Genomic DNA, 24,464 nt, shown 5'->3' on the forward strand with positions numbered 1-24,464 from the left:
TCTCCTTTTCATATGTCAGGTATTAAAAAGAAGGAATCTATTTGCTTATCGCTCATCGATTCCTTCGTGCAATTAAACAAAATCAAAACTCGCCCTCTTCTAAAACCTCTACTTCACCTGATTCTCGTATTTGATAAAGTGCTTCCTGGCGCTCTCTTAATAAGGCTTTGATCTCCTCAACAGTTACACCATTTGGATCAGTATAACTATCTACCTCTCTATTATTAGAATTGTCAATCATTCCACCTGAAAGAACGCCACCATTTTTTAAAAGAACGACTTTCTCCGTATCGTCAAACCCTATAAAATATTCTGCTATCTGTTGCTCATCTAGGTAACCAAAGCGTTGATATAACTCACTATCATTTAACTCATAGATTGGAACAGTTAAAGAATCCGTTTTTTCTTCCGATACGTTCAACGCTTTTTTCTGCGACTCTTCACTAGATACTACCGTTTCAGAAAATTTATTTATCTCAGCAGAATTTACTTTTGTAGCAGTAACTCCTACACCAAGTAACACTACAACCATCACCAACAACCTTTTTTTCATCGCCACTCCTTCTTTCTTGATTTTCTACTATCATTATACTGTGTAACTAAGGGTAACACAATTCCACCTTTTACATCTGATACCACATCATAGAAATTTTCATACCTTTACAAAATAATATTATCTTTCAAAATCTCCATATCCGTAATCACAATCTTTCGATCCTGAATCTTGATTGCCCCCAAGTCCTTCAATTGCTGCATCATGCGATTCACACTACTAGCAGAGGTGATCCCGCAAAAATGAGCAATTTCTTCATTGGTGACCACAAAATCAACCAACATGCCATCATCTAACTGCACACCAAACGTATCATATAACTCATAGATTTGCGTACAAACCGCCCCAAATTTGCCATTCATCAACATTTGCTGCATCTTCTTCATCGAATACATCAATCGGACACGGTAATAGTCTTTCACATACATCTGTAATTCTTTACTCTGATTGATATCCTTCCAAAACTGAACCCGATCGATTTGATACAATTCTGCTTGCTCTGATTCGATCCGAATATTAAACGGTGCATCGATAAACTGGGAGTATTCATCTCTCAACAACGATACGATTTCCAAACTATTGATATACCTCAAATTAAACTCTCGTCCATCAGGCGAAATCACGCTAGTTTTGATGGTGCCGCTCTTCAAAATATAGGCATAGCGATCTTGTAATCCTTCATAGGTTAAATAGGTTCTTTTTTTCTTCACAACGATTGGAAATGAATGATTATCTAAATATTCTTGTAAGACATGACTATCCATTTACTAACTCCTTATTCTTTTTTGACCAGTTTCTGTAAAAAATCTATTCTTATTTAAAAGCATAACACATCGAAAAACAATAACAAATGTATATGACTTTTGTTGTGTTTTTTTGTTGCTAACTTTTTTTGAAAACAAATCCGCATTTTTTTTCATGGCTTTTTTCGTATAGTATCTATACAACTGGCTTTCAGAAAAAAATTGTAACTTGCAATTTAAGCTTATCACACTAAGAAAGAAGGAACTCTCTACAATGACGGAACATTCAGAAGAAAAATTATTTAACAAAGGGTTTATTAGTATTACGTTGATCAATTTCGTGGTGTATCTTGTGTACTACTTATTAATGGTAATCATTGCAGTGATTGCTCAAGATACCTTGCACGCCTCATTAGGTCAAGCAGGTCTTGCCTCTGGGATTTATATTATCGGAACGTTATTTGCTCGTTTATTTATGGGAAAACTGTTGGAACTAATTGGTAGAAAAGCTGTTTTACGGTACGGAGCCTTGTTTTATCTCCTCACAACGATTGCCTATCTTTATATACCAAGTATTGGCATTCTTTATCTTGTCCGCCTGCTAAATGGTTTTGGCTACGGAACTGTCTCCACTGCAACAAATGCTATCGTAACAGCGTATATTCCTAAATCAAAACATGGCGAAGGGATTAATTATTATGGATTAAGCACGAGTTTAGCTGCTGCTATTGGTCCATTTATCGGGATGGTTTTACTGAATACGATGAATTTCTATTTTATTATTTTATTTTCGATCGTCCTAATTTTCTTCACTACAATTACTTGTTTTATCTTCCCTGTAAAAAATATTCAATTGAGTGCAGAACATAAAGCGAGCTTATCTCGTTGGACAGTGGATAGTTTCATTGAAAAAAAAGTGTTGTTTATTTCGTTTATTGCTTTTTTAATGGGGCTTTCTTATTCAAGTGTTTTATCTTTTCTTTCATCTTACGCCAAAGTGATCGATCTTGTGAATGCTAGTTCCTTTTTCTTTGTGGTCTATGCTTTGGTGATTACAGCAACTCGTCCGATGTCTGGTCGAATCTTTGATGCTCGTGGTGAAAATGCGGTCATGTATCCTAGCTTTCTTTTTCTAACGGCTGGTTTGTTGGTATTAAGTGTGACGACAAGTAGTTGGATGTTATTTGTTTCTGGAGGATTGATTGGACTTGGTTATGGTACTTTTATGTCCAATGGGCAAGCGATTTGTTTAAAAGCGAGTCCTAATAGTCATCGTATCGGGATTGCTTTATCTACTTATTTTATCGGCTTAGATCTTGGTCTTGGTGTTGGTCCTTATGTTTTAGGAGAGTTACACAATTTCCTGTCTTTCCAAGGATTGTATTTCGTTGCTGGATTGATTCCAGTCGTTTGTACCGTTCTTTATGCTTTGTTTTACCGCTCAAAAACACCTATTTATACTGAACACTTAAAAGGAGAATTATAATGACTACAGATGAACGTATGCTTGAAGTGCTACAACAAACATTAGCTAAAATAGAAGAACTGAATACTCGTTTAAGTCATATTGAGCATGACTTGACATCCGATGAACATTATCGAATGAACATTGCCCATTATGCAGAAGAAATTGAGTTATCTCTTGAAAATAACAATATTATGGGGTAAAAAATTGGAAGCTGGGACAGAATGCGCTCAGCCTTGAAAACTAAGAATACCTTCACGAAAATGGTTCTGCCATTTTTTGTGAAGGTATTCTTAGTTCTTTTATTTTAAAGTTGAATACCGGCTTTTTCAAAGTTTGCCAAGAGTTCTGCGAGCTCTCCATGAAAGACACATCCAGGCATACCAGTATTCGCTGCACTTTCAATATTTATAGGAAGATCATCTACAAAATAGCATTCAGATGGTACTAACTGAAAATGACTGTAAAAAGCGCGATAGATTTCCGCTTCTGGCTTGATTAATTTCCAATCAGAAGAGATAAATACACCATCAAAATAGGCAATAGCAGGGACTTTTTTGCAAAACGTATAGTAATCACTGGATGCATTCGATAACAAGTACACCTGATAGCCTTTTTCTTTTAACTGTTTGATTACAGGTTCCATTTCCACGATTGGTTTGATTTCTTCATGCCAATGAAGCAAAATCTTTGAAACCATTTCATTGAGCGCTTCCGGAACCCTTTTACAGACCTTCATACCTAGCTCTTCTTTTGTGATCGTACCACGATCGTATTGTATCCATTCCATCGAATGAAAGATTTCTTTTAGCAAAATGGTTTGATATTCTTCATTATCGGTGAATGTTTTAATAAATTCTGCTGGCTTGTATCGAAGCAGGACATTCCCCATGTCAAAGACAATATTTTTAATCAAACTATGCCGCCTCCTTTTGTTCTTGCCTTTCAAATTTCCTTAATAATAATAGTCTAGCACAACAAATGATTCTGTTCGGCTCATTTTAAACAGACTTAAGGAAGTCTTTACTTTGGATACAAAAGGAACTTGGCAACTAACTAAATACTTTTATTTTCTAAAATGCCGGGGTCAATGTTTCGCTATATTTTGTTTCTAGCAATTCTCGCACTTTGTCACTGGTCATTGCTTTTTTCAGTGCTTTTATTTTAGCTGAATCTTTGTTATCTTCTCTTGCCACTAAGCTGATGGCAAAGCGTTCATCCACTTTTTTCTCCAGTAAAATCGCATCTTTTGGCGTTAAACCGATTTTAGCGATATAGGTTGGGTAGTTGTAGACCATCGCTACATCTTTTTCATTATACGCTTCTGCTAAATTCAATAAATCTACGGATAACCATTTAAACTGCTTCGGATTTTCTACGATATCTTTGATGGTTCCATTAAATCCAACGCCTTTTTTCAACTTGATCAACCCTGCATCATCTAGAATTGCTAATGCACGTCCTTCATTGGACACATCACTTGGCAATGCAATCGTAGCTCCTTCTGGAAGGTCTTTGATCTCTTTATAGTCTTTAGAATAGAAACCAACTTTTGCGTTGTATATTTTTTGTACAACAACAAGATTTGCCTTTTTTTCCTCATTGAATTTTTGCATAAACGGCTCATGCTGAGCAAAGTTTGCATCGACTTCTTTTGCTTTTAGCAACTCATTGTATTGGATATTGTCGTTCACTTGAACCAATTCGACTTTATAGCCTGGTTCAATTTCTTTCCCGGCTAATTCAACAACCTCAACCGTTGACGGGATATGAGAAGCAACTTTGATGATTTGATCTTCTTTTTTTTCCGAGTCTGCTGTTTTTTTCTGCTTGCTACACCCTGCTGCAACTACGCTTGCCACCACTAACATACTAATCAATAACTTCTTTTTCATACACGTTCTCCTAATCCTTATTTTTTATTTATTTTCCTTGCCAGCCAACTTCCACTAAGTTGAATAAAACTGACAAAAACAATCATCAAAACAATCGCTGTATACATCACAGCGTATTCATAGCGCTGATAGCCATAGCGTAAAGCAAAATCGCCAATTCCACCACCACCAATCACACCCATCACCGTCGAATAAGAAACCATACTAATAATGACCGATGTCAATGCTAAAACCAACCCAGAACGAGCTTCCACATACAAGAACCGAAAAATCAATTGCCGTTTGGTACTGCCTAAGGATTGAGCTAGTTCTAAAATATCATTTGGTACTTCCAATAGCACTTGCTCTGTTAAACGTGCATACAACGCAACAGCAACAAAACTTAACGGCAAAGCTGCCGCATACGTACCAAAAGCTGTCCCAAGAATCAAACGGGTAAAAGGAATTAATGCTACAACAAATAGTAAAAATGGAAAGGAACGAACAATATTGATATATCCGTTTAAAAGGACACCTGTAAGACGATTGACCTTTGTCGGCATTTTTTTCGTTAAATAAACCCACGTTCCAAGGGGCAACCCTAGAAAAATTGCCGCAATAATGGAAATTAAAATCATCTGAGCGCTTTCGGACATGGCTTTAACCATCTCTGGAAAATAGTAACTGACTTTCTCAATATAGGCATTTATCATACTAAACTCTCCCTGACCCGTTCATAATAAGAACCAAATTGTTTTTGAGAGGGTTCAGGAGCGATATCAAGTAATTCAAGTACGTTCCCTTTTTCTAGTACGGCCGTCCGATTACATAATTGCTTGATTAAATTCAATTCATGACTAACGATTACCATCGTTGTTCCAAAGGTTTGATTGATTTTTCGTAATAACGCCATGACATCATAAGCATTTTGCCCATCTAAAGCTGATGTAGGCTCATCGCACAGTAAAATTTTAGGTTGTGTGATCAATGCTCGCGCAATGCCTACCCGTTGTTTTTCTCCACCACTGAGTTGTTTTGGATAGTGATTGCCTTTATCCGCAAGTCGAACAAACTCTAGAACTTCCTTCACTTTTTCAGGGTCATGCAGTCCATTTAAACGCAACGGTAACGCGATGTTTTCGTTGACTGTTTGATTGTACAATAAGTTAAACTGCTGAAAAATCATGCCGATTTCCTTTCGACTTTGCCTCTTTGCACGATCATCCAATGTACTTACATCCACTCCAGCGATTTTAACAGAACCAGCACTTGGTTCTTCTAATGTATTAATCATTCTTAGCAACGTGGACTTTCCTGAGCCACTTTCACCAATGACACCGAATAATTCATGTTCTTTGATTTGTAAATCCACATTATCTAAGGCTGTGACGATTGTTCCGTGGTGTGGATATGTTTTTGATACCCGTTCAAAACGAATCATTTTTCTCCTCCATTTTAGTCAATGAGTAACTGAACAAATTCAGCTTTGGTCACATTATTGAAGTATTCTTCAATAGTAATGTCCTCCAAGAGCTGCTCAATATCTTTTCGTTCATATCTGCATCCTTTTAATAACGCTTCAATCTCTGGTGTTTCTTTTTGATTGAAGTAATCCCCATAAATGGTAATAGCGGTCATTCGCCCTTTTTCTACTGAAATATTGGCTTCCAGCAAGCCGCCTTTGAACTTTTCTTCTCGTTTGATGGTGTATTTAGGCTCTTCCCCAAAGATCCACTCGTCATTCCCGTAAATATCAGCGACCAACTGGTCAATGGCTTGTTCGTCCGCTTCTGTTAAACGATATTCTTTATCTGAAATCTCGTCTAGCGTATTGGCTTTAAACAAATGTAAGAGTAAGCGATCACGAAAAGCTTCTGTAGAGATAGCTTGATATTCTTTTGCTAGATAGGGTTTCAGATTGGTTACACGACTTCTAACCGATTTTGTGCCTTTAGAAGCTAACTTTTTTTCAGAAACAGTCAGAACCCGACTAACCTCATCTAAATTTACATCCAACATCAACGTTCCGTGAGAGTACATTTTTTTATTTTTTGTATACATCGCATTTCCAGAAAACTTTTTTCCATCGATCATTAAATCATTGCGCCCACTCACTTCAGCACCCACTGCACCCATTTCATGCAACGCATCAATGATCGGCTGAGTGAATAATTTGAAATTACCAAAGGATTCGTGATCGGTGTTGACCACAAAACTAAAACTTAAGTTACCTAAATCATCATATACTGCGCCACCGCCGGATAATCGCCGCGTAATCGTAATTTGATGTTCTCTAGCATAATTCAAATCAACTTCTGCTCGAACATTTTGGTTTCTACCAACAATGACGCAAGGCTTTTGAATGTAAAACAACACAACAGGTTCATCAAATGAACGATGATTTAATAAGTATTGTTCAGTCGCTAAGTTCCGACGAATATCCTGAGAGGGCATAAGAACATAATACATAGTCTTCCTCTTTTCTATTTTAGTCTCATTTTTTCTATAAAAGTGCTTTCACTATTCGTTAGCAAAAAGTGAGATCCCTTTAATAACAGATTTAGTCTATCATCCTCTACTTTAAGATTACACTTATTTGCTCAACAAAGCCTTATAAATTCGAATATTTTCTATTTTTATATAACAGTTTTTTTCTATAAAGACAGTTTTTAGTACACAGATACTCTTAATAAACGCTCTAGGAACACAAAAAAGTGTTCAAGACATCACTCAAAGAGTCATCTCTTGAACACGAAAATAAGTGGTTTATTTCATCTTGTCCACTTTTGATTAAGCTAAATCCACTCCATTAGTTTCAATTACTTTTTTATACCAATAAAAAGAGTCTTTTCGTGAGCGCGCCAATGTTCCATATCCTTCATCATCCAGATCAACATAGATAAATCCATAACGTTTTGACATTTCACTCGTACTTGCACTGACTAAATCGATGCAGCCCCACGGTGTATAGCCCATCAAATCAACACCTTCATCGATTGCTTGTTCCATTTGTTCGATATGGCTTCGCATGTAATCAATACGGTAACTATCATGAATACTGCCGTCTGCCTCTACTACATCTTTAGCACCTAGCCCATTTTCCACAATAAACAATGGTACTTGATAGCGATCATATAGTTTATGCAAAGTCACTCGTAAACCGACTGGATCGATTTGCCAGCCCCAATCACTTGCTTTTAAATAAGGATTTTTCTTAGAACCTAGTAAGTTTCCTCCAGTAGTATCGCCATCTTTCTCATGTGAAGCAATACTGCTCATGTAATAACTGAAGGACATAAAATCAACTGTTCCTTCACGCAAGAGTTGCTCATCACCGGCTTCTTTTTGAATCGTAATATTGTGTTCACGGAAGAACTTATTCATGTAACTTGGGTAATAGCCGCGAATTTGAACGTCTGAGTAGAATAAATTCGTGTGGTCGCTGTTTACACTTTCCATTACGTCCAGTGGATTACAGGTTTCTGGATAAGCTTCCATTCGAGCGAGCATACAGCCAATTTTCGCCTCTGGAATGATTTCGTGACAGGCTTTGACCGCTAAGGCACTTGCAATAAATTGATGATGGGCTGCTTGATATTGTGTTTGCAGCATATTCTTCTGTCCATCTGCTAAAATCCCTCCACTTAAATACCCAGTCATTCCAATGATATTGATTTCATTAAACGTCAACCAGTATTTCACCTTGTCTTTATAACGATTGAAAAGAACTCGAGCATACCGTTCAAAAGCCTCAATCGTCTTACGACTTTCCCAGCCATTTTGTTTAAAGGCAAGTCCTAACGGAAATTCATAATGAGAAATCGTTACTAAAGGTTCAATATTATATTTTAAACACTCATCGAAAACAGCATCATAAAAAGCCAACCCAGCTTCATTTGGCTCTAACTCGTCTCCATTTGGAAAAATACGCGGCCAAGAAATCGATAAACGAAATGTCTTAAAACCCATTTCCGCAAATAAGGCAATATCTTCTTTGTACCGATGATAAAAATCAATCCCATGGCGTTTAGGATAAATTCCTTCTTTGTCATTCATCGCAAATTCGACATCTGCTTTTGTCGTTGGTTTTAACAACTCTGCCATACTTACACCATTTTCTTTGATATAACGAGCAGTATCAGCTGTCGACCAGCCTTTACCATCTTCTAAAAATGCCCCTTCAAATTGATTGGCAGCTGTTGCACCGCCCCATAAAAAGTTTTGTGGAAATCCGCTCATATTTTCCATCCTCTCGCTCATTCATTTAGTGTATAATTAACTTACTAAAGATATCTTAGCATGAGTTATGAGAAAACGATTTTTTTGTTTGGTGTATTATTTTCATTATTGCTCTTCATTTTCACCTTTATGAAAATGAAAGCTAGTAAAGGAGTTTTGGGATGCTGGATCTGTTCGATTTTCTTCATTATTTAAACACAAATAAACGAGATGCCACCTATTCTCGCATCATTATCTATCTCTTCACCCATTTAAACGAGATTCGTTCATTGACCATTACTGAAATTGCCGAGCGCTGTTTTGTCTCGCCTGCAACACTGACACGTTTTTGCCGACATTTTGGTCTTTCGTCATTTACTTCTTTAAGGGACTCATTAGTTTCTCTCGGAAGCATGAAAAATCATAGGGGTTTAAGAATGAAAGAACAAGAGTTGATCGATTTAAAAAATGATCCAAAGCAGTATCTTGATTCTTATGGCGCTGAGATCATCACGGCTATCCATGATGTTTTACAGACGATCGATATTGCCCAAGTAGATCAACTATTGGCTGATATCCACCAAGCTGAAGATGTCCTTATTATTGGCTATAGTTCAAACTTGGAACTAGCAAAAGATTTACAAACATCTTTTTTATTAAGCCATAAATTGATTTTTGTCGGGGAAACCGAAGAAACGCAGCACGCATTCGTCGAACAACTGACGGCCAAATCGATCGTTATTGTGATTTCCTCTTATGGATCACTACTGAATCGAAGTGCTGAGCTAATGAGAAAAATCAGTGATAGCCCAGCAAAGTCAGTGCTACTGACCCAACATACACAAAATACATTGACGAACCAGTTCGATTTATCCATCAACGTCACTACTACTAATTATGTTCGGATTGGTAATTATCCGCTGACTTTTTTCATGGATTACTTTGTACGACGCTACGCAAGTTTGTATTAGTAACACACATAAAATAAATTGATTAACATAAATAAAAGGAGTTAGGTATGGGATTATTTGATTTTTTTAAACAAAAAGAAGAAAAAAAAGAGATTGATTTGGATAAGGAAGTGGCAAAAATCATCGCCATTTATGAAACCTATCCCGAATTTCCAGCCATGTCGGCCGATCGAAATGTGGATGAATGGTTGGTTACCATTGCCAATGGTTCTGGAAAAATCGTTGCTAAAGAAATGATGATCCGAAACGAAGACGGTTTATTGCCTGGAGAAGTTATTTTGCTTGATTGGCTTAATGAAAAGGTAGCAGTTAATGCAAATTTCCCAGATTTTTTTGAAATGGAGTTAGGTATTGATCCAATCGAAGCAACAAATCAGCTACTTTTTTCTGATTATCTGAATACTTTAACGGATGTCTCTGTTATGAAGCATTGGTCGTTATTCCAGTTAAATGAGGTACTAGAGGAAAATGGTCTAGAAGCCTGTGAAACCAAAGAACAGGCGATCGAATTAGTGAAAAAAGAATTTACACCTGAGTATCTTGTGAATATGATTGATCCAGGCATTTATGCTTTGACGGATAAAGGAAGATTTATCGTTGAAAAATACGCAGATTTTATCCACGACTATCTGGATACACCGCCAGCGTAACAAAAAAAGAAGCTAGGCTAACAAGAGTGTTAGACCTAACTTCTTTTTATTTAACCAATTAATTCCCAAGGTCCCCATTGTTCTGTTCCTGGTACATTTCCTTGAGTCCACCATTTCGCTTTATAGGTTTTGCCTTGATAGGTAACAATATCGCCGCCATTATAAGCTTTTGCTGCATCCCACGCATTCGTTACTGGTGGTGTAGTGCTTTCTTTTGTCTTTACAGCAACAGCATTACTTTCTGTAGAAAGATTTCCAGCTGCATCGTACGCTTTTACAGTGTAGTTGTATGCTGTATTCGCTTTTAAATTAGTATCAGTAAATGTTGTATTCGTCACCGTTCCAACTAATGCACCATCACGGAAAACTTTGTATCCAGCTAATTTAACATTATCCGTTGAAGCAGACCAGTTTAAAGTAACTGCTGATTCAGTAATTGTTCCAGCTGTTAAATTGCCTGGTGTTGTCGGCGGAGTGGTATCACTTGGGTCTGGATTCACTGCACCCCCACCATAAATTGTTTGTTTGCTAAGTTCAGCACCGTTTTTGGCAATGCGTTGTGTTAGAGAAATACTGCTGATACGGTTTACATCAACGGCTGCTGCACTTGATTTTAATCTGAAAGTATAACTTGAACCTTGTGGAATTTGTTGTGCGTCGTATACAGAAGACAAATCAACAACCACATTGCCATTTTCTACAGTGACTGTTCCTGCTTTATAATCTCCAGCAGTCAACGTTTCAGCTGCATTGACTGGGATATATAGTTTAGGTAATTTCACTGTTTCAAAGGCAGCTTCTACGGCTTTTAAAACATCGCCAGTTTCATTAGACGTTTCATTATTTTTAACAGTAATTTCATAGCCCGCTCCATTTTCACTGTATGGTGCAATGGTTGCTTTGACATTTAAATCAGCATAAACCGTTTTATTGGCTGCCAAACTTGCTGAACCAAACAAACCTGTTTTGATTGCTTTTGTTAGTTCATCTCGTTTCGTTGTATCTGTTGCTTTATCTTGAGATTGCATCCAAGAAATCACGCCGCCTAATTGGTTATTTTTTACGTATTCTGCTTTATAACCAATTGAACGAGGATTATCGTAAGTATAGAACTCGCCTGTTTTTTGATTGTACATATAAGGTGCTTTCGCTACGTCATCCCAATATTCTTTTAAGTCTGGTGATTTCACTTTAAGGTCAGCGATATTACGATATGGCCAAACACCGCCAGCACGTCCACCATCTCCTGATTTTAATGGATTTTTATTATTGGCACCATACGTTGGTGTTAAATCAGCATCTTTATTGTTTTTCTCAGCCGCTTGGAATAATCCAGGATGTTGTGCATCCGTTCCTTGAGCTACTTTATTCCATCCACGTGTATAAAAGGCTGCGCCAATCACAATTTTGCTTGCTGGTGCGCCATTTGCTTGCAAGTATTTGACTGTTTGGTCCACAGAAAAACCACTTGCATAATTAGGGTCTGCCGGATTGCCGTATAGCGCGCTATGATGAGCACTATTTGGTGTCCAAGCCCCATTCATATCGTACGTCATCACGTTAGCAAAATCGACTACTTTAAATAATTCCCCAACGTCTACTCCATTTTTTAAGGTATTTTGTGCAGCTGGTAAGGCAACTGAAAGCTCATAGGTTTTGCCTAAGTCTTTCCCTTGTTTATCAATTGCTGTGCGAATCTCTTGTAAAAGCGTGATAAAATTTTGTTTATCTGCAGGTTTTGCATGTGGTGTTCCTTCGTCATTCGTATTATCCACTTTGTCTGGTTCACGAACAGAGGCAGGATACTCCCAATCTAAATCAACAAAATCCATATTTGTATATTTAATAAATTTAGCGATATTACTAACAAAATTAGCTCTAATAGTTGGATCTGCTGCTACATCAGAGAAGTCTCCTGATTTAGACCAGCCACCAATTGAAATACCAATTTTTAAATTGGGATTCTTCGCACGAATATCTTGAATCGCATTCAACACTCCTGCACTAGCGCTATTCCATTGAACTCCGTCTTGTCCGACAGGCGCACCAACAGCGGCGTCTTTATCTGTAAATTTCAAATTACCGCTACTATCAAAATCTAAAAAGGCATAATTTAAATGCGTTAATTGATCGGCAGGAATATCTTTAGGATAGAAATTTTCTTCCCCGCCCCAGATGGACCAATCACCATAATACATGACATTCCGATATTGGGGCGTTTCTACTGCTTGGGCAGCCTTCCCAGATAATAATACAGGTAATGATAAAACCACACTAGAAATAACAAGTACTAAAACAGATAAAACGTTTACATTCTTTTTAAACAGCTTTCTCAAATTTTCCACCTCGTTTTAAGTTTTTGTGCGTGTTGTTTGGTTTAACATACTAATTTAGATCTTCTCTATTAACAAGAAAAAATCACACATTATTTGAAGTTGCACCTCCCTGTTATTCTTTTCATTCCACTTCATAATAATATAATATTTTTCTATCTAAAGCGAACGATATACTTTTCCAAAAATATTTTTTTATTACATAAAAAATATAAAAGATTTTATCATCGATCGGTAGCCAAGTTGTCCCCTTTATGGTAAATAAAAAAGACAAGCCAAAAAATGGCCTGCCTAAAACTGAATCACTTTTGTTTTTCCCTAACCTGCTTATTTCGACGCGTAAATATCTGCTTCTGTTGTTTTTCTGAAAAGATAGTAACATAATCCAGATATCAGCAAAACAAGACCCACCATAACGTTCATTGGTAGAAAAACATTTTTGGTTGTTTGTTGAAAAATCATGCCAATCATTACTTGACCAAAAGGAACAGCACACTGCGCGCAAGCAACAATCGTCGCCATTACTTTTCCTAAGTTTTCTTTTGGTGTCACTCGTTGAACCATAGAAATCAAATAAATAGAAATAATACTCATCAATGCCCCAATCGGAATACCCGTGCTTGCAAATAAGATAAAACCGACCGTATTTCCAAAAAGAATTCCTGTAAAAGCCAAACTAATATTCATCATAAACAATAATAAACCTGATATCGTAAAGGTTAAATACAGATTATTCAATCGCAGTTTTTTCGTAAAGTAACCTGCAAATACTGCGCCTAAAATGGTTGCTAAGCTAAGTAAGGACATTCCTAAACCATACATAGAATCATTAACCTGCAAAACTACTCTCAAAATTATCGGCGTACCTACAATGAAAAATGACGCTAAAACAAAATTGACTAATGCCGCAATCAAAATGGATTTTAAAATCACTTGGTTCCTGCGAACTTCTTTAAATCCCTCGAATAAATCGGTTCTTAACGTTTGAAGCATTCCTTTTTCCGTGGTTCTTTTTTCAAAAGGTATCTGTAGAAAAACTTCTATTACTGCAGCTAAAATAAATAAAATGACACTGCCAGCAACAAGAATTCGGGCTCCCAGAAGACTATATAAAATCCCACCAATAATCGGCGCTACAACATTAGACATAGATAAAACACCATTAACTAAGCCATTCACTTTTTCTAACTGGCTTTCTTCTACTAATAATGGAATGCTAGCCGTTACCACTGGTGTATCAAAACTACCCACAATCGACAATACAAACAATAATCCTCCTATTAAAAAAATAGACTGATTCATTCCAAGTACTAAAAATAAAACTACTGCCAAAACGGCATTTGCTACATCCATTAAAACCATCAACATTCGCCGATCAAAGCGGTCTGCAATCGCTCCTCCGATTGGAGCAAATAATACTGGAATACTTGAAATCGCTAAAACTGTTGCAAAAATGTCTGCCCTTCCAGTCTGATCTAACACAAACAAAGATAAGGCAAAACGTAAAATTCCGCCCCCCAGCACAGAAATCGCTTGCCCCAGTATTAAATATAAAATATTCCTTTTCCCTTTTTTCATTTTCTCTTCCCCAATCTTTTTCATTACGCAAATATAATTATTCGTTATTCCTTTTTTATAAGTTTACCATTTTAAAATAGATTTCTACTCATACAAAAGTCTTGGTTTTGTTCGGACTTTTGTATGAATGAAAGGAGATTCGAGATTTTTATTGAAGGAATTTAGGTTCAATAATTAATAAATGAAAAACGCTCAATTCTGGAGAAATACTTACCATGTATAGATGCATTTTAAACATATATTTGCTTTTAGTTTGTTGGTCGAGAAACAAACCATGGCTGAAGATTAGGAGGATTTTTTACTGTAAAATTAACGTATCTCTATAGCAAATGATTCTCAGAGTATGCAAAAAAGGAGAAGATAATCAGAAAACTGACACTGTACTTTCTGTATATTGATGAAAAATCACTAACATCAAAAAGTATAGAGCCTAAACGGCACTACAATTGTAAGTGTTGTTTCTGATATTTAACTAAACTCCTTTTATCTTTATACTCTACGGATAGTCAAAAAAATTATTGCCTTGGTATACATATTTTTCTCCAGCTGTAATATCATATTGAATCAATCGATATTCGTGGATGAGTTCTTTTTGTTCTTTTGTTAACTCTTTTTCTAGTATATATTCACCTTGATCATTCATAACCTTCTGCAACTCCATACCAGGCAAATTCTGATAAACATCTGTCATTAATGCATAATACGGAGTGACTTGTTGATTAAGCTGATCTAATAACATCGGAGTAAACATATTAGCAGTTACATACTTTTTGGAAACGTTTTTTGATTCTTGATTGCTATAAATAAAATAGTCTGTTTGATGCAACAAGTTGTGGTTTTTATCTTCATCAACTGCATCGCCTTTATATATTCCTGGTAGATGATCTCCATAAAATACGATGGTAACAGGTTTGTCCATTTGATCAATTTCTTTAATGAATTGTTTCATCGCTTTATCCGTATAATGAATTCCTTGAGTGTATGTTTCTATTTTTTTTATACTTTCATGATTAAGGTACCCTTTTGCTTTAAATTTATTCTCATAAATTTCTTCATCATACGGAGTATGGTTTTGCATTGTCGTCAATTGAATGAACTGTCCACCATCCACCGAACGAATTTGATCCAACGTTTCTTTAAAAGCAGAATCATCAGAAATATAAATGTGATTCTCTAGCTTTTCTTGATATTTTAGCGGGCGTTTACTCCCCTCATAATAAAAATTATCAAATCCTAAAAATTCAAAAGCTCTATCCCGCTTATAAGTTGAAGCTGTATAAGGGTGAATTGCCGTCGTTGTATCAAATAGTCTAGTGACACTGGGTAAATTATCGTGCTTAGGAAATAAAAATAAGTAAGCTGAGGTCAAAGCTGGCGAAAAATGATCCATTGACAAACTAGTTAACGCTTCAAATTCAATATTTGCTGTCCCTCCACCGTAGCCCATACTAAATAAATGACCTGAAGTTGTTTCTTCCATAATAGATTTAATGTAGGGAATAGGTTCTTTGTCGATTTGAACAGTAGGGATATTCCTTGGATCAGCAAAACTTTCACTTAGAATATAAACAACTGTTTGATCTTTGATTGTTTTTTGACGATTCTGATTCAATTCAACTGCTCTTTTTTGATACTTTTCTTGAAGTTTTAATAATGTATCTTTTGAATAATTCTGTGGTTTTTTCATCGTTTCAACTTTAAGCATACTCGCAAATGTTAACACTGGACCATTTCGATTATAACTATATTTTAGCCCTTCTGGATGAGGTTCATAGTCCAAATTCTTGAGTAATTTCATACTCATTGTCCACTCTGAAGCATAACGAAAATCACCTAAAGCCTTTGTTAAACTTGATAAAATAAATATTGTAATGACTGCTAAACCAATTCTAAAAGGTAACTTAAATACTTTTTTAGAAAACAACGTCTTATGAATAAAAAGCGTCACACAAAAAATTACGATAATTCCTAGTAAAACAAACATAATTTTTTGAACGCCAACCATTTGCACAATCTCTGGCAGAGCAGTGATATTAGAAAAATCCAGAGGTAACAACGGTTCTTCACGTAGTATCAACTTTTGATAATTGGCAAATCCTAAGGCAATAAAAGTTACTGAGAAAACTAAGATAGTCAACCACAAACGATTAATAATGGATAACAACACTAAGTAAATCAATGTTAAAAAAATCAAGTTTAAGAACATCAACCAAAAAAAGTAATGATGCCACGCAAACAATGCTTTAAAATCAAACAAATAAGAAAACATATTCAACGTAAAATTAATGACCAAAATAGTAACAAGCGAAATTAAAAAAACTGAACTAAACGAATGTTTCTTTTCCTTACTATCATGAATGGTTCTATCTACTAATAACGCTAAAAGATATCCACTTAAAAGCAATCCTATACTAATTTCCAGAATACGAATCACTACCTCAAAAAAGCTAGTAAATCCTTCATCTGTTAGAAGAAAATCGGAAATCAGTACCTCGCGCAACAAAAAATGATTTGTCACTAAATAAATACCAAATAATTTAATATAGATAGATTTTAAAGAGAAGCGAATCGAAAAACTCATAGGTACTATCATAACAACCATACCAATAGCAACTAGTAATGGAAATAGATTAAATGCTAGATTTGTCAAATAACTCACTTTTCCCAAGAAAAAACCTTGATATTTTAATAAAAAAAATAACGTTGCTAATCCTCCAATATCTAAAACTAACGAACCAATTAGAAAAGATCGCTTACTTTTTTTGGGTAACACATCCAAAGTTTTTTTATTTTTTTGGATCGTTCTACCAATCAAAAAAAGGTAGCTAGGCCAGAAAAATAAGATTACATAAAAGTATTCTTTAGATAAAAAACTAGCTATACTTAGAAAAGTTGGGATCAAACTTATCAAACATGTTAGAAAAATCAGTATAGATATTTGCTTTTTAGTGGACACTTTATCGAACTCTTCAATAATCGTACTCCCTAAAAAGATCCAAGCCAATACTCCAACTAATATACTATTTTGAGGAGCTAAAAATAAGGTTAACATTTGAAGAAATAATTGCTGTGTATACATTGAAATCCCCATTGAAAAAAGACCTACTGTGATAGAAATCGTAATTAGATATGTTTGACTGATTGCAATACGTCGTTCCTTTTTTCCAGGTAAACGATCTGCATATAAATAACCCCAAACCAATAAAACTACGTTTAATCCTATTGGGGCACAAATACCCAATAAAAATAATTCTATACTAACTGCCCTCGTATCCATTGCATTATAAACATCTTGAAAAAAACTACTAATAATAAATAAAATAAATCCTATTATACTGATGGCATAGAATTGATTATTGTTTCCTTTTTCCATTTCCCATACTCCTTGTCTCTCAATAAAAATTACACTTATGTATGTTTATTCCTAAAACTCTTTTCTATAGAAAATTTGAGACAAAGTCTTTCTTGAAAAACTTCCATGACTTTGTCTCATATCTGATAATTATTCACTCTTAGAGGTTTCTTCTTCCTCTGCTACAAGTTGTAAATCTTGAAATCCAGCCATTATTTTTACCAGACTTCCATCTTCTCCATACTTCACTAATACTGCACGTCGAAGTCCTTTTTCTTGTTCAGCCGTCTGCCGATTATCGAAAAATGGAATGGTTTTATTCTTTCTGTTTTTCATTGGAACATTAGCAACTTTTTCAAAATTACTAAAGTTCTCTTCATCGTCTATCTGTAAATACGAACCAAGTAATTCTAAGGTTTGCTGTAAGTTTTTCCCACGATACCCCCCATCTTCCATAGGTAAGTTATAAATAGATATCCACATATTTGTTAGTACAACCTTTTTTTTCACTCTATCAAAATTGTATTTAAATTCAATCGTGTCATACAATAGAGGATCTGCCTTTTCACCATATGCTTTTTCACCATAAAAATAGAGTTCATCTCCTTGAGAATACACAGAATAGTTCGTTGATACCAATGGCATTTTTTCTGATTCCATTTGTTCAGAACCTAGTTTTTTATAAGTATCAAATACATCAGGAACAGCAACATCAAATTTATCTTTCATTAACTCCAATGCTTCTTTTTCAGAAATATTCATGTACTCCAACTCACCAAAAGGTTTTTCTCTCGTTTTTTCATAAACAAATGTTTGCTCCACACCCGACAACATTCGCTCTTCTTTTTGACTTGAACAACCGCTCAATAATAATACAACTAATACTGTTGTCAAAAGTAGACTCTTTTTGCCCATCAATATGTTCCTTTCATATTCTGTCATTTATTTAGCATAGTACTCAGGAATATCTAAAACCATATCTTCTTGATCATTAAACGCTTCTTGATCAAACGATAGAATAACTGGTTCTTCGTCTAACAACTCATAAAATACTATCGTTTCTATTGATTCTCCTGGTTTGACCATTTCTTTTAGTTTCAAGAACTGAGTTTCCATCACTGTTCCTTTTTTTGCTTCTGGTAAATCCGTACTCTTTAATTCTTCTTCATTTTGTTTCATTTTAATCAACTGCAACCAGCGTTCAGCTGAAATTGCTTCTTCTGAATTATTCATCATATCAAATCGAACTGAGACGATTTTATCATTATTTTTTATATCTAGAACTTGAAATCCCTTGATAGAAAAAGTCAATTGATCATTTTTAATTTCAACCGTTTCTTCACTAGCCTTGTCTTTAACAGGTTCATCAGAAACTTCTTTATAAGAGGTTTCGACTAGACTTCTGACAGATTCATCAATAATCTCAGCTCTTTTTTCATAATTACTATCATCTGCCGAGTAAAAAATTAATTGAACTAAACTATGCTCTGTTTCAACATAATACAAATGTCCCCAAACCTTTTTTTCTTTAAATGTTGAATAAACTGTATATTTATAAACTGGAAATTTATTTAGTTCAAAGGTATTCATATATAGTTCTTTTTCATCCTTATACCCATAGGCTTCACTCAATTCGGTTCTTGTCTTATCTCCAAACCCCTTCAAATCCATACCAACCTTTTTATTGATAAGGACAAACATGTCAGAATTACTCTTTTTATCTTTTGCACCAAATGATGCTGCTTCATTATATTTTTCCTTGTGATCTTTTTGAACTTCCCAACTACTTGGTAATTTCATTTCGTAGGAAATTCCATTTCCATTGAATTTTTCTTTTTTATCTGACAACTTTTGCGTACAACCAGCAAGAAACATCAATACGATTACTAGAAGAAAAAGCGATTTATTACTATTCTTTTTTGCTAAGCTCATTTTCTCTCTCCCTTTCTCTTTCTTCTTTCAGTAACTAAGAATAATCCAAACAATAGGTTACAACCGATAAATAAACTTACTCCCGTTTTAAAGCCTTGAGGTAAAAATATCAATTCTAATTTATGTTTTCCAGATGGTACTGGTACAGCTAAGAATGCCTCCTTAAATGTCGGTATCTCTACTTCTTTCCCATCGATGTAGGCTTTCCACCCTTTATCATAAGGAATTGTGGTCAATACGACACCTGCTTGATCCAACTCAACTGAAGTCCACGCTTTGCGTCCACTTGTCTGAAAGTCTATCCCTTTTTCTTGCACCTCTTTTATCGTTTGCTCAAAGCGTTGTGTGTCTAATAAGGCTACATCTGGCGTAAAGATTCGAATTGTTGGTTCACCACTAAAAGCTACAGTTACATTGATTGTTTTTGCTTCTGGATAGTATCCTAAATTATAATATTGACCTTTTTCCCAAATGTTACTTTCATGAGAAACGCCATTAACTGTCACAGTCGCACTCGCATCCCGCATTCCTGTATATTGGACTGGATACATACTCAAGTAGGCTTGTTTCTTTGCTGGAACTTCTACTGAAAAAGTTACATTCATTTTTTTCCCTGGATTTTGTTCTGAATAAGCTACTTTTTCTCCATCTGATTCAATGATGACATTGTCTGCTTTTATTTGCTTTGCTTCTACAAATGAAAAGAGTTCTGTCTCTTTTCCAGCTAAATAATTGATCAATGATGTTTGATTTTCTACAGCATCTTTGGCATAAATTCCCTTATCCGTTAGAACGCCTAAAGGTAATGCATATGCGTTTTCATATAAAGAATAGTCGCCACTTTTTTTTATTATTTTAAACCCAAATTTTTTAGGATCATCTTTGGCCAGATTATAGCGTATACCTGTAATCGCATCCATGATCAAGGTATTATTTTCATAATTGATTGTTAAGTTGCTATGATTAGAGCGAAAACCCAAATTATTCAAATAAGACGATGAATGACGATTACGAATAGAAGAAAACATTGTAATTCCACTATAACCGTAGTTAAAACTATCATCTCTTGTCATGCCATTTAGCGATTCCATCCTATACAAGGTTTGATTTTTTTCTTTAGTATAATCAACTAATTCTTTTATATTAGGATAATGTTCTGCATAAAACTTGCGATCAGGATATCCCCAGTCACGACTGATACCATCTATCATACCTTTAGTATTAATTCCCGCTTCAACAAAAAGTAAGAGCATAAGCAATAGCGGTATCCACTTTTTTACTCTCGTTATTCTAAAATAGCTAAATAATGAAACTAAATATAAAATAAGAAACACAATGGTTACTAGAGAAGATTCCGTAGTGATATAATCATATTTTCGTTTATTCGCAAACAAAATCAATGCTATAAAAATAAGTAACAGACCTATAATAATATTAAATATTTGATCAAAATCTTCTTTAGTTACTTTTTCTAAAGCAAAACCAGCTAATAAAATAATTAAAAATGAACACAGAAAACTAAAACGAAACAGAAACATATTTGGGCTATGAAAACCATGCCAGAATAGGTTTAAAGGCTCAATGTAGACACTGGCAATCAATAATGCTCCCAAGCACCCATAGAGTATTTTATTTTTTAGAGGAAATTTCTTACTTATAAAGAAAAAGATACAGAAAATACTTGGAAATAAGCCAATATAAATAAACGGAGCACTTTCATATTTGCTTGTATCATAAACTGCTACCATACTTTTTGAAATAAAATCCCAAGTACCTGTATCAGCTGTCAAAAAACTAGATAAATTATTTAAACTTTCTCCATTATTGCTTAAATCTAAAATCGTCGGTAAAATTGTCACCATTGAAGCACCACCTGCTAAGAATGATGTAATCAAGTATGTTGTGATTGATTTTTTATACCGTTCCCAGTCAGTAAGCATTCGTACAACATAATAAAGAAATGAAAAAACGCCAACTATAAAAGCCATATAAAAATTAGATACGAACAGCAATAAATAACTGATAAACAACACTGTTGGTTTTCTTTTATCCATGACTAAATGAATACCTAAAATAATTAACGGTAAATACATTAAAGCATCTAGCCACATAATAACTGCTGAATACGCTGTTGCAAAAGACATCAATGCATAAGCTACACTTAGTCCTGTCCAAAGCCATTTAGAGATAGTGAATGTCCGAGAAGCGAAAATCCAAAAAGCTCCTCCTATCCCACCAAATTTCAGAATAGTTAGAAAATATAGCGTATCAGGCATGCTTATATTATCAAAAAAATACACAAAAAAAGTGAATATACTGTTTAGATAATAGGCCATAAACGACCAATAATTTAAACCTAAAGAACCATACCAGGTATAAAAAATATTTTGTTTTCCATGTAGCACATTATTGAAACTAGCATGAAAATTGGCATATTGCGTAAAAGCATCACTTGCTAAGACTGTTCTATCACTACCAGGATATATTCCTATAGAATAGTAAACAAAAACCATTATCAGCATAGGCACTACTATACTGAGGCTAAATGAAAGGCCATTTATTTTAAAAAACGTTATTATCTTTTTTTTCATACTCCACCTTCTATGATATATATTTCTTTATCTATCAATTTAATGAATACTTCCTATTTTGTTCAATGGAAAATATCGAAAAGTAACGACACCTTCAAGTTGCTCTTGTGTAACAAAACCAAATGACCGACTATCAGAAGAATGTTTACGATTATCTCCTAAAACGAAATATTTTTTTTCAGGAATTTTTTTTAATCCTTTTGCTTGATCATAAACTTCTTTTGATACCGTTATTTTGATTGTGCTGTCCGGTAAATCATGTGCTGGCATTTTATCTTTTATCTTCTCTGTTTTTTTACTTTCGATTTGCTGATTGATATACAGAGAGTTTCCTTCAATCCATAAAGTATCTCCAGGCATGCCAATAACACGTTTAACATATGATGCATTTGGCTTATTCTTAGGCTCAAAGGTAACCAAATCGTAACGCGCAGGTAAAGATTTTTTTTTAATAATTATTCGATCTTTATCAGCAAGTGCTGGATCCATCGAATGCCCATCTACTTGATGCGATTTAAAAGCGATCAAAAAAAAGAGGGCTGCTATGACAAAAAAAACGTACAAACCATTTAAAAAATAATTATGAATACCACGTATGTATGTTTTTTTCTTTACTTTTTTTACTGAACGACGACGTTCCTTTTTTAACGGAACGCCGTGACTATGTTTGCTTTTCATCTTTTTACGAAATTTTCGTTGATTGTTAGTAAGCATTTTGATCCTCTTCATTCCCATACATATCGTTTTTTCATTAGAAACGAGTTAGCGGAAAGATTCTAGCTTCCACCACTCCAACAATGTCTTTTCTATTAATCAAGCCAAACTGACGACTATCTGTTGCATATAAACGATTGTCTCCCAACACTAAATAACCATCACTAGGAATCGTCTGTTGATTTGTCTTTTGTGCAACAGAAAAATCCGTTGTAAAAAGAAATGACTGTTGTTTGGCATCGTTTTTTTGTTCAGTCAAAAAGCGCTCTGGTATTTCTTCAGAATTAACTAACAGTTGATCATTTTTATATTTCACTTCTTCTTTAGGTAAACCGATTACTCGTCGAACAGCCAGTTCTTTCTTCCCTGGAATACGGAAATAAACTAAGCTAAATCTTTTTATTTTTCCCAATTTATTAACTAAAACACGCTCCCCATTGTCTATTGTGGGCGTCATAGAATATCCTTCAATTGAAGGTAAAGCTATCGTAAAATGACTAACTAGGGTTAGTAAGACCACTGCAATTCCAAATGTAACAAGTAACTCGATCATCACTTGCTTAAGAAATGAAGTCTTTCTTTTTTTCTTTGAGTGCTTCTTTTGCTTTACTCTTTTGCTATCTTTGACAGATTTTTCCTTTTGCTTAGTAGACTTATTTATTCGTTTTTTTTCGTTCTTCGCTATTTTTACATTCTTGACTTTCTTTCTAGTCAGTCTTTTTGGCTTATTTTTTCTTTTTTTGTCTTGTTCATAAGTCCGTTTTTTTTTGGGAGGCACTTTTTTCATGTTCGGCACTCCTAGCTTTACTTTTTCTCTTTCAATGCTGATTCATTTACTTTAAAGTGTTTAAATACAGATTGTTGGTTAGCTAAAACTTTATCAAGATCTGCTACGTATTCCTCTACTACTGAAGAATTTTGAACAATCATGCTACTTTGTGTATGAATATTTGAAGCAACATCTGTTGCACCAGTGTAGTAACGTTTCAACAGCCGTTGCCCTTCTTCTGTCAAACGCTCATTCGGCGAATGATTGACTGCACTAACCAACTGTTTCGTTATATCTCTTAAATTGTTGGCAATTTTTTCTGGACTTGCACCATTTTTTACACTGTCCAATTGTTTTTTTGTTTCTCCTAATAAATAGTAACTTTTTACCAGTGCCTCTGAGTCTACAGCACTTAAGTTTGTCATTTGATAGTATTGGGAATAAACTGCACCACTGCCAGTTACCAGCATAAGCAGAAATAACAAAATAGCATTACGTAGCAATGACTTTCTCTGCTTTTGTAGTTTATTTAGTTTTCTCTTCCAGAGTTTTTGTTTTCGCTTATTTTTTGGCCGACTTTTTTTTAAAACAGTTCTTTTTCGTGCCGTTCTAATCATCAATAGTAAGCAAATAATGCTAAAAAAGAGAAAGAGGATGGCGCCAGACAGTAAACCAATAAATGTTAGATCCAGTACATTCATGATATCTATCCTCCTAGTCC

General features: G+C 34.9%; 21 protein-coding genes. 4 read left to right on the forward strand and 17 right to left on the reverse strand.

The window, feature by feature from the left end; genetic code table 11:
• Nucleotides 1-82: 82 nt before the first annotated feature.
• Together A5880_RS05350 and A5880_RS05355 are read right to left on the reverse strand one after the other, a co-directional pair.
• Nucleotides 83-553: a hypothetical protein gene (locus A5880_RS05350; RefSeq protein ID WP_086331236.1), complete on the reverse strand. Its 471-nt coding sequence runs from the start codon at nucleotides 551-553 to the stop codon at nucleotides 83-85.
• 107 nt (nucleotides 554-660) lie between these two features.
• Nucleotides 661-1,317, reverse strand: coding sequence for a Crp/Fnr family transcriptional regulator (locus A5880_RS05355; protein ID WP_086331235.1), 657 nt, complete (start codon nucleotides 1,315-1,317; stop codon nucleotides 661-663).
• 253 nt (nucleotides 1,318-1,570) lie between these two features.
• Between A5880_RS05355 and A5880_RS05360 the strand changes: the two genes are divergently transcribed.
• A complete protein-coding gene (locus A5880_RS05360; RefSeq protein WP_086331234.1) occupies nucleotides 1,571-2,782 on the forward strand; it encodes an MFS transporter in 1,212 nt (403 codons plus the stop codon).
• Nucleotides 2,782-2,964: a hypothetical protein gene (locus A5880_RS05365; protein WP_086331233.1), complete on the forward strand. Its 183-nt coding sequence runs from the start codon at nucleotides 2,782-2,784 to the stop codon at nucleotides 2,962-2,964. The genes A5880_RS05360 and A5880_RS05365 overlap by 1 nt, the downstream gene beginning before the upstream one ends.
• A 104-nt stretch (nucleotides 2,965-3,068) precedes the next feature.
• Here A5880_RS05365 and A5880_RS05370 read toward each other — a convergent pair whose 3' ends face one another.
• The 6 genes from A5880_RS05370 to A5880_RS05395 all read right to left on the reverse strand — a co-directional run bounded on the left by A5880_RS05370 (nucleotide 3,069) and on the right by A5880_RS05395 (nucleotide 8,874).
• Nucleotides 3,069-3,677, reverse strand: coding sequence for an HAD family hydrolase (locus tag A5880_RS05370; protein ID WP_086331232.1), 609 nt, complete (start codon nucleotides 3,675-3,677; stop codon nucleotides 3,069-3,071).
• 157 nt (nucleotides 3,678-3,834) lie between these two features.
• The gene (locus A5880_RS05375) at nucleotides 3,835-4,656 is read right to left on the reverse strand and encodes a MetQ/NlpA family ABC transporter substrate-binding protein (protein ID WP_086331231.1); all 822 of its coding nucleotides are present in this window, start codon (nucleotides 4,654-4,656) and stop codon (nucleotides 3,835-3,837) included.
• A 17-nt stretch (nucleotides 4,657-4,673) separates the two neighbouring features.
• Complete coding sequence (locus A5880_RS05380) at nucleotides 4,674-5,348, reverse strand: methionine ABC transporter permease (RefSeq protein WP_086331230.1); 675 nt, start codon at nucleotides 5,346-5,348, stop codon at nucleotides 4,674-4,676.
• The gene (locus tag A5880_RS05385; protein ID WP_086331229.1) at nucleotides 5,345-6,076 is read right to left on the reverse strand and encodes a methionine ABC transporter ATP-binding protein; all 732 of its coding nucleotides are present in this window, start codon (nucleotides 6,074-6,076) and stop codon (nucleotides 5,345-5,347) included. The genes A5880_RS05380 and A5880_RS05385 overlap by 4 nt, the downstream gene beginning before the upstream one ends.
• A 14-nt stretch (nucleotides 6,077-6,090) precedes the next feature.
• On the reverse strand, nucleotides 6,091-7,104 hold the full coding sequence (locus A5880_RS05390; RefSeq protein ID WP_086331228.1) for a lipoate--protein ligase: 1,014 nt from the start codon (nucleotides 7,102-7,104) through the stop codon (nucleotides 6,091-6,093).
• A 321-nt stretch (nucleotides 7,105-7,425) separates the two neighbouring features.
• On the reverse strand, nucleotides 7,426-8,874 hold the full coding sequence (locus A5880_RS05395) for a glycoside hydrolase family 1 protein (RefSeq protein ID WP_086331227.1): 1,449 nt from the start codon (nucleotides 8,872-8,874) through the stop codon (nucleotides 7,426-7,428).
• A 161-nt stretch (nucleotides 8,875-9,035) separates the two neighbouring features.
• On the opposite strand from A5880_RS05395, the gene A5880_RS05400 reads away from it, so the two are divergent.
• The gene (locus A5880_RS05400) at nucleotides 9,036-9,824 is read left to right on the forward strand and encodes a MurR/RpiR family transcriptional regulator (protein ID WP_086331226.1); all 789 of its coding nucleotides are present in this window, start codon (nucleotides 9,036-9,038) and stop codon (nucleotides 9,822-9,824) included.
• Between the two features lie 47 nt (nucleotides 9,825-9,871).
• Nucleotides 9,872-10,474: a hypothetical protein gene (locus tag A5880_RS05405; protein ID WP_086331225.1), complete on the forward strand. Its 603-nt coding sequence runs from the start codon at nucleotides 9,872-9,874 to the stop codon at nucleotides 10,472-10,474.
• 50 nt (nucleotides 10,475-10,524) lie between these two features.
• Here A5880_RS05405 and A5880_RS05410 read toward each other — a convergent pair whose 3' ends face one another.
• The 9 genes from A5880_RS05410 to A5880_RS05450 form a co-directional block, all read right to left on the reverse strand.
• Nucleotides 10,525-12,810: a glycosyl hydrolase family 18 protein gene (locus A5880_RS05410; protein WP_086331224.1), complete on the reverse strand. Its 2,286-nt coding sequence runs from the start codon at nucleotides 12,808-12,810 to the stop codon at nucleotides 10,525-10,527.
• A gap of 324 nt (nucleotides 12,811-13,134) precedes the next feature.
• Nucleotides 13,135-14,385 carry an MFS transporter gene (locus A5880_RS05415; protein WP_086331223.1) on the reverse strand — a complete coding sequence of 417 codons (1,251 nt, stop codon included), beginning with the start codon at nucleotides 14,383-14,385 and terminating at the stop codon, nucleotides 13,135-13,137.
• Nucleotides 14,386-14,881: 496 nt separating this feature from the next.
• Nucleotides 14,882-17,758 (reverse strand): alkaline phosphatase family protein, encoded by a 2,877-nt coding sequence (locus A5880_RS05420; protein WP_086331222.1) that lies wholly within the window; start codon nucleotides 17,756-17,758, stop codon nucleotides 14,882-14,884.
• A gap of 129 nt (nucleotides 17,759-17,887) precedes the next feature.
• Nucleotides 17,888-18,652 carry a hypothetical protein gene (locus A5880_RS05425; RefSeq protein WP_086331221.1) on the reverse strand — a complete coding sequence of 255 codons (765 nt, stop codon included), beginning with the start codon at nucleotides 18,650-18,652 and terminating at the stop codon, nucleotides 17,888-17,890.
• A 27-nt stretch (nucleotides 18,653-18,679) separates the two neighbouring features.
• Entirely contained in the window at nucleotides 18,680-19,669 is a 990-nt protein-coding gene (locus A5880_RS05430) for a DUF5067 domain-containing protein (RefSeq protein ID WP_086331220.1), read from the reverse strand.
• Nucleotides 19,666-22,260, reverse strand: a complete 2,595-nt coding sequence (locus tag A5880_RS05435) for a YfhO family protein (RefSeq protein ID WP_086331219.1) — start codon at nucleotides 22,258-22,260, stop codon at nucleotides 19,666-19,668. Before A5880_RS05435 ends, A5880_RS05430 begins: the two co-directional genes overlap by 4 nt.
• 39 nt (nucleotides 22,261-22,299) lie before the next feature.
• A complete protein-coding gene (gene lepB, locus A5880_RS05440) occupies nucleotides 22,300-22,974 on the reverse strand; it encodes a signal peptidase I (RefSeq protein WP_179190462.1) in 675 nt (224 codons plus the stop codon).
• A 37-nt stretch (nucleotides 22,975-23,011) separates the two neighbouring features.
• Complete coding sequence (gene lepB / locus A5880_RS05445; protein ID WP_086331217.1) at nucleotides 23,012-23,761, reverse strand: signal peptidase I; 750 nt, start codon at nucleotides 23,759-23,761, stop codon at nucleotides 23,012-23,014.
• Between the two features lie 17 nt (nucleotides 23,762-23,778).
• The gene (locus A5880_RS05450) at nucleotides 23,779-24,444 is read right to left on the reverse strand and encodes a hypothetical protein (RefSeq protein WP_086331216.1); all 666 of its coding nucleotides are present in this window, start codon (nucleotides 24,442-24,444) and stop codon (nucleotides 23,779-23,781) included.
• Nucleotides 24,445-24,464: the final 20 nt, after the last annotated feature.

The sequence above is a fragment of the Enterococcus sp. 4G2_DIV0659 genome, from assembly GCF_002140715.2.
GTDB lineage: Bacteria > Bacillota > Bacilli > Lactobacillales > Enterococcaceae > Enterococcus_L > Enterococcus_L mansonii.

Bases quoted from the DNA above. Each gene is read 5' to 3' on its own strand.
- lepB (WP_179190462.1), bottom strand. From the start codon at position 22,974: ATGCTTACTAACAATCAACGAAAATTTCGTAAAAAGATGAAAAGCAAA.
- lepB (WP_086331217.1), bottom strand. From the start codon at position 23,761: ATGAAAAAAGTGCCTCCCAAAAAAAAACGGACTTATGAACAAGACAAA.
- A5880_RS05375 (WP_086331231.1), bottom strand. From the start codon at position 4,656: ATGAAAAAGAAGTTATTGATTAGTATGTTAGTGGTGGCAAGCGTAGTT.
- A5880_RS05430 (WP_086331220.1), bottom strand. From the start codon at position 19,669: ATGAGCTTAGCAAAAAAGAATAGTAATAAATCGCTTTTTCTTCTAGTA.
- A5880_RS05405 (WP_086331225.1), top strand. From the start codon at position 9,872: ATGGGATTATTTGATTTTTTTAAACAAAAAGAAGAAAAAAAAGAGATT.
- A5880_RS05380 (WP_086331230.1), bottom strand. From the start codon at position 5,348: ATGATAAATGCCTATATTGAGAAAGTCAGTTACTATTTTCCAGAGATG.
- A5880_RS05415 (WP_086331223.1), bottom strand. From the start codon at position 14,385: ATGAAAAAAGGGAAAAGGAATATTTTATATTTAATACTGGGGCAAGCG.
- A5880_RS05365 (WP_086331233.1), top strand. From the start codon at position 2,782: ATGACTACAGATGAACGTATGCTTGAAGTGCTACAACAAACATTAGCT.
- A5880_RS05420 (WP_086331222.1), bottom strand. From the start codon at position 17,758: ATGGAAAAAGGAAACAATAATCAATTCTATGCCATCAGTATAATAGGA.
- A5880_RS05425 (WP_086331221.1), bottom strand. From the start codon at position 18,652: ATGGGCAAAAAGAGTCTACTTTTGACAACAGTATTAGTTGTATTATTA.
- A5880_RS05355 (WP_086331235.1), bottom strand. From the start codon at position 1,317: ATGGATAGTCATGTCTTACAAGAATATTTAGATAATCATTCATTTCCA.
- A5880_RS05450 (WP_086331216.1), bottom strand. From the start codon at position 24,444: ATGAATGTACTGGATCTAACATTTATTGGTTTACTGTCTGGCGCCATC.
- A5880_RS05395 (WP_086331227.1), bottom strand. From the start codon at position 8,874: ATGAGCGGATTTCCACAAAACTTTTTATGGGGCGGTGCAACAGCTGCC.
- A5880_RS05435 (WP_086331219.1), bottom strand. From the start codon at position 22,260: ATGAAAAAAAAGATAATAACGTTTTTTAAAATAAATGGCCTTTCATTT.
- A5880_RS05350 (WP_086331236.1), bottom strand. From the start codon at position 553: ATGAAAAAAAGGTTGTTGGTGATGGTTGTAGTGTTACTTGGTGTAGGA.
- A5880_RS05400 (WP_086331226.1), top strand. From the start codon at position 9,036: ATGCTGGATCTGTTCGATTTTCTTCATTATTTAAACACAAATAAACGA.
- A5880_RS05385 (WP_086331229.1), bottom strand. From the start codon at position 6,076: ATGATTCGTTTTGAACGGGTATCAAAAACATATCCACACCACGGAACA.
- A5880_RS05360 (WP_086331234.1), top strand. From the start codon at position 1,571: ATGACGGAACATTCAGAAGAAAAATTATTTAACAAAGGGTTTATTAGT.
- A5880_RS05390 (WP_086331228.1), bottom strand. From the start codon at position 7,104: ATGTATTATGTTCTTATGCCCTCTCAGGATATTCGTCGGAACTTAGCG.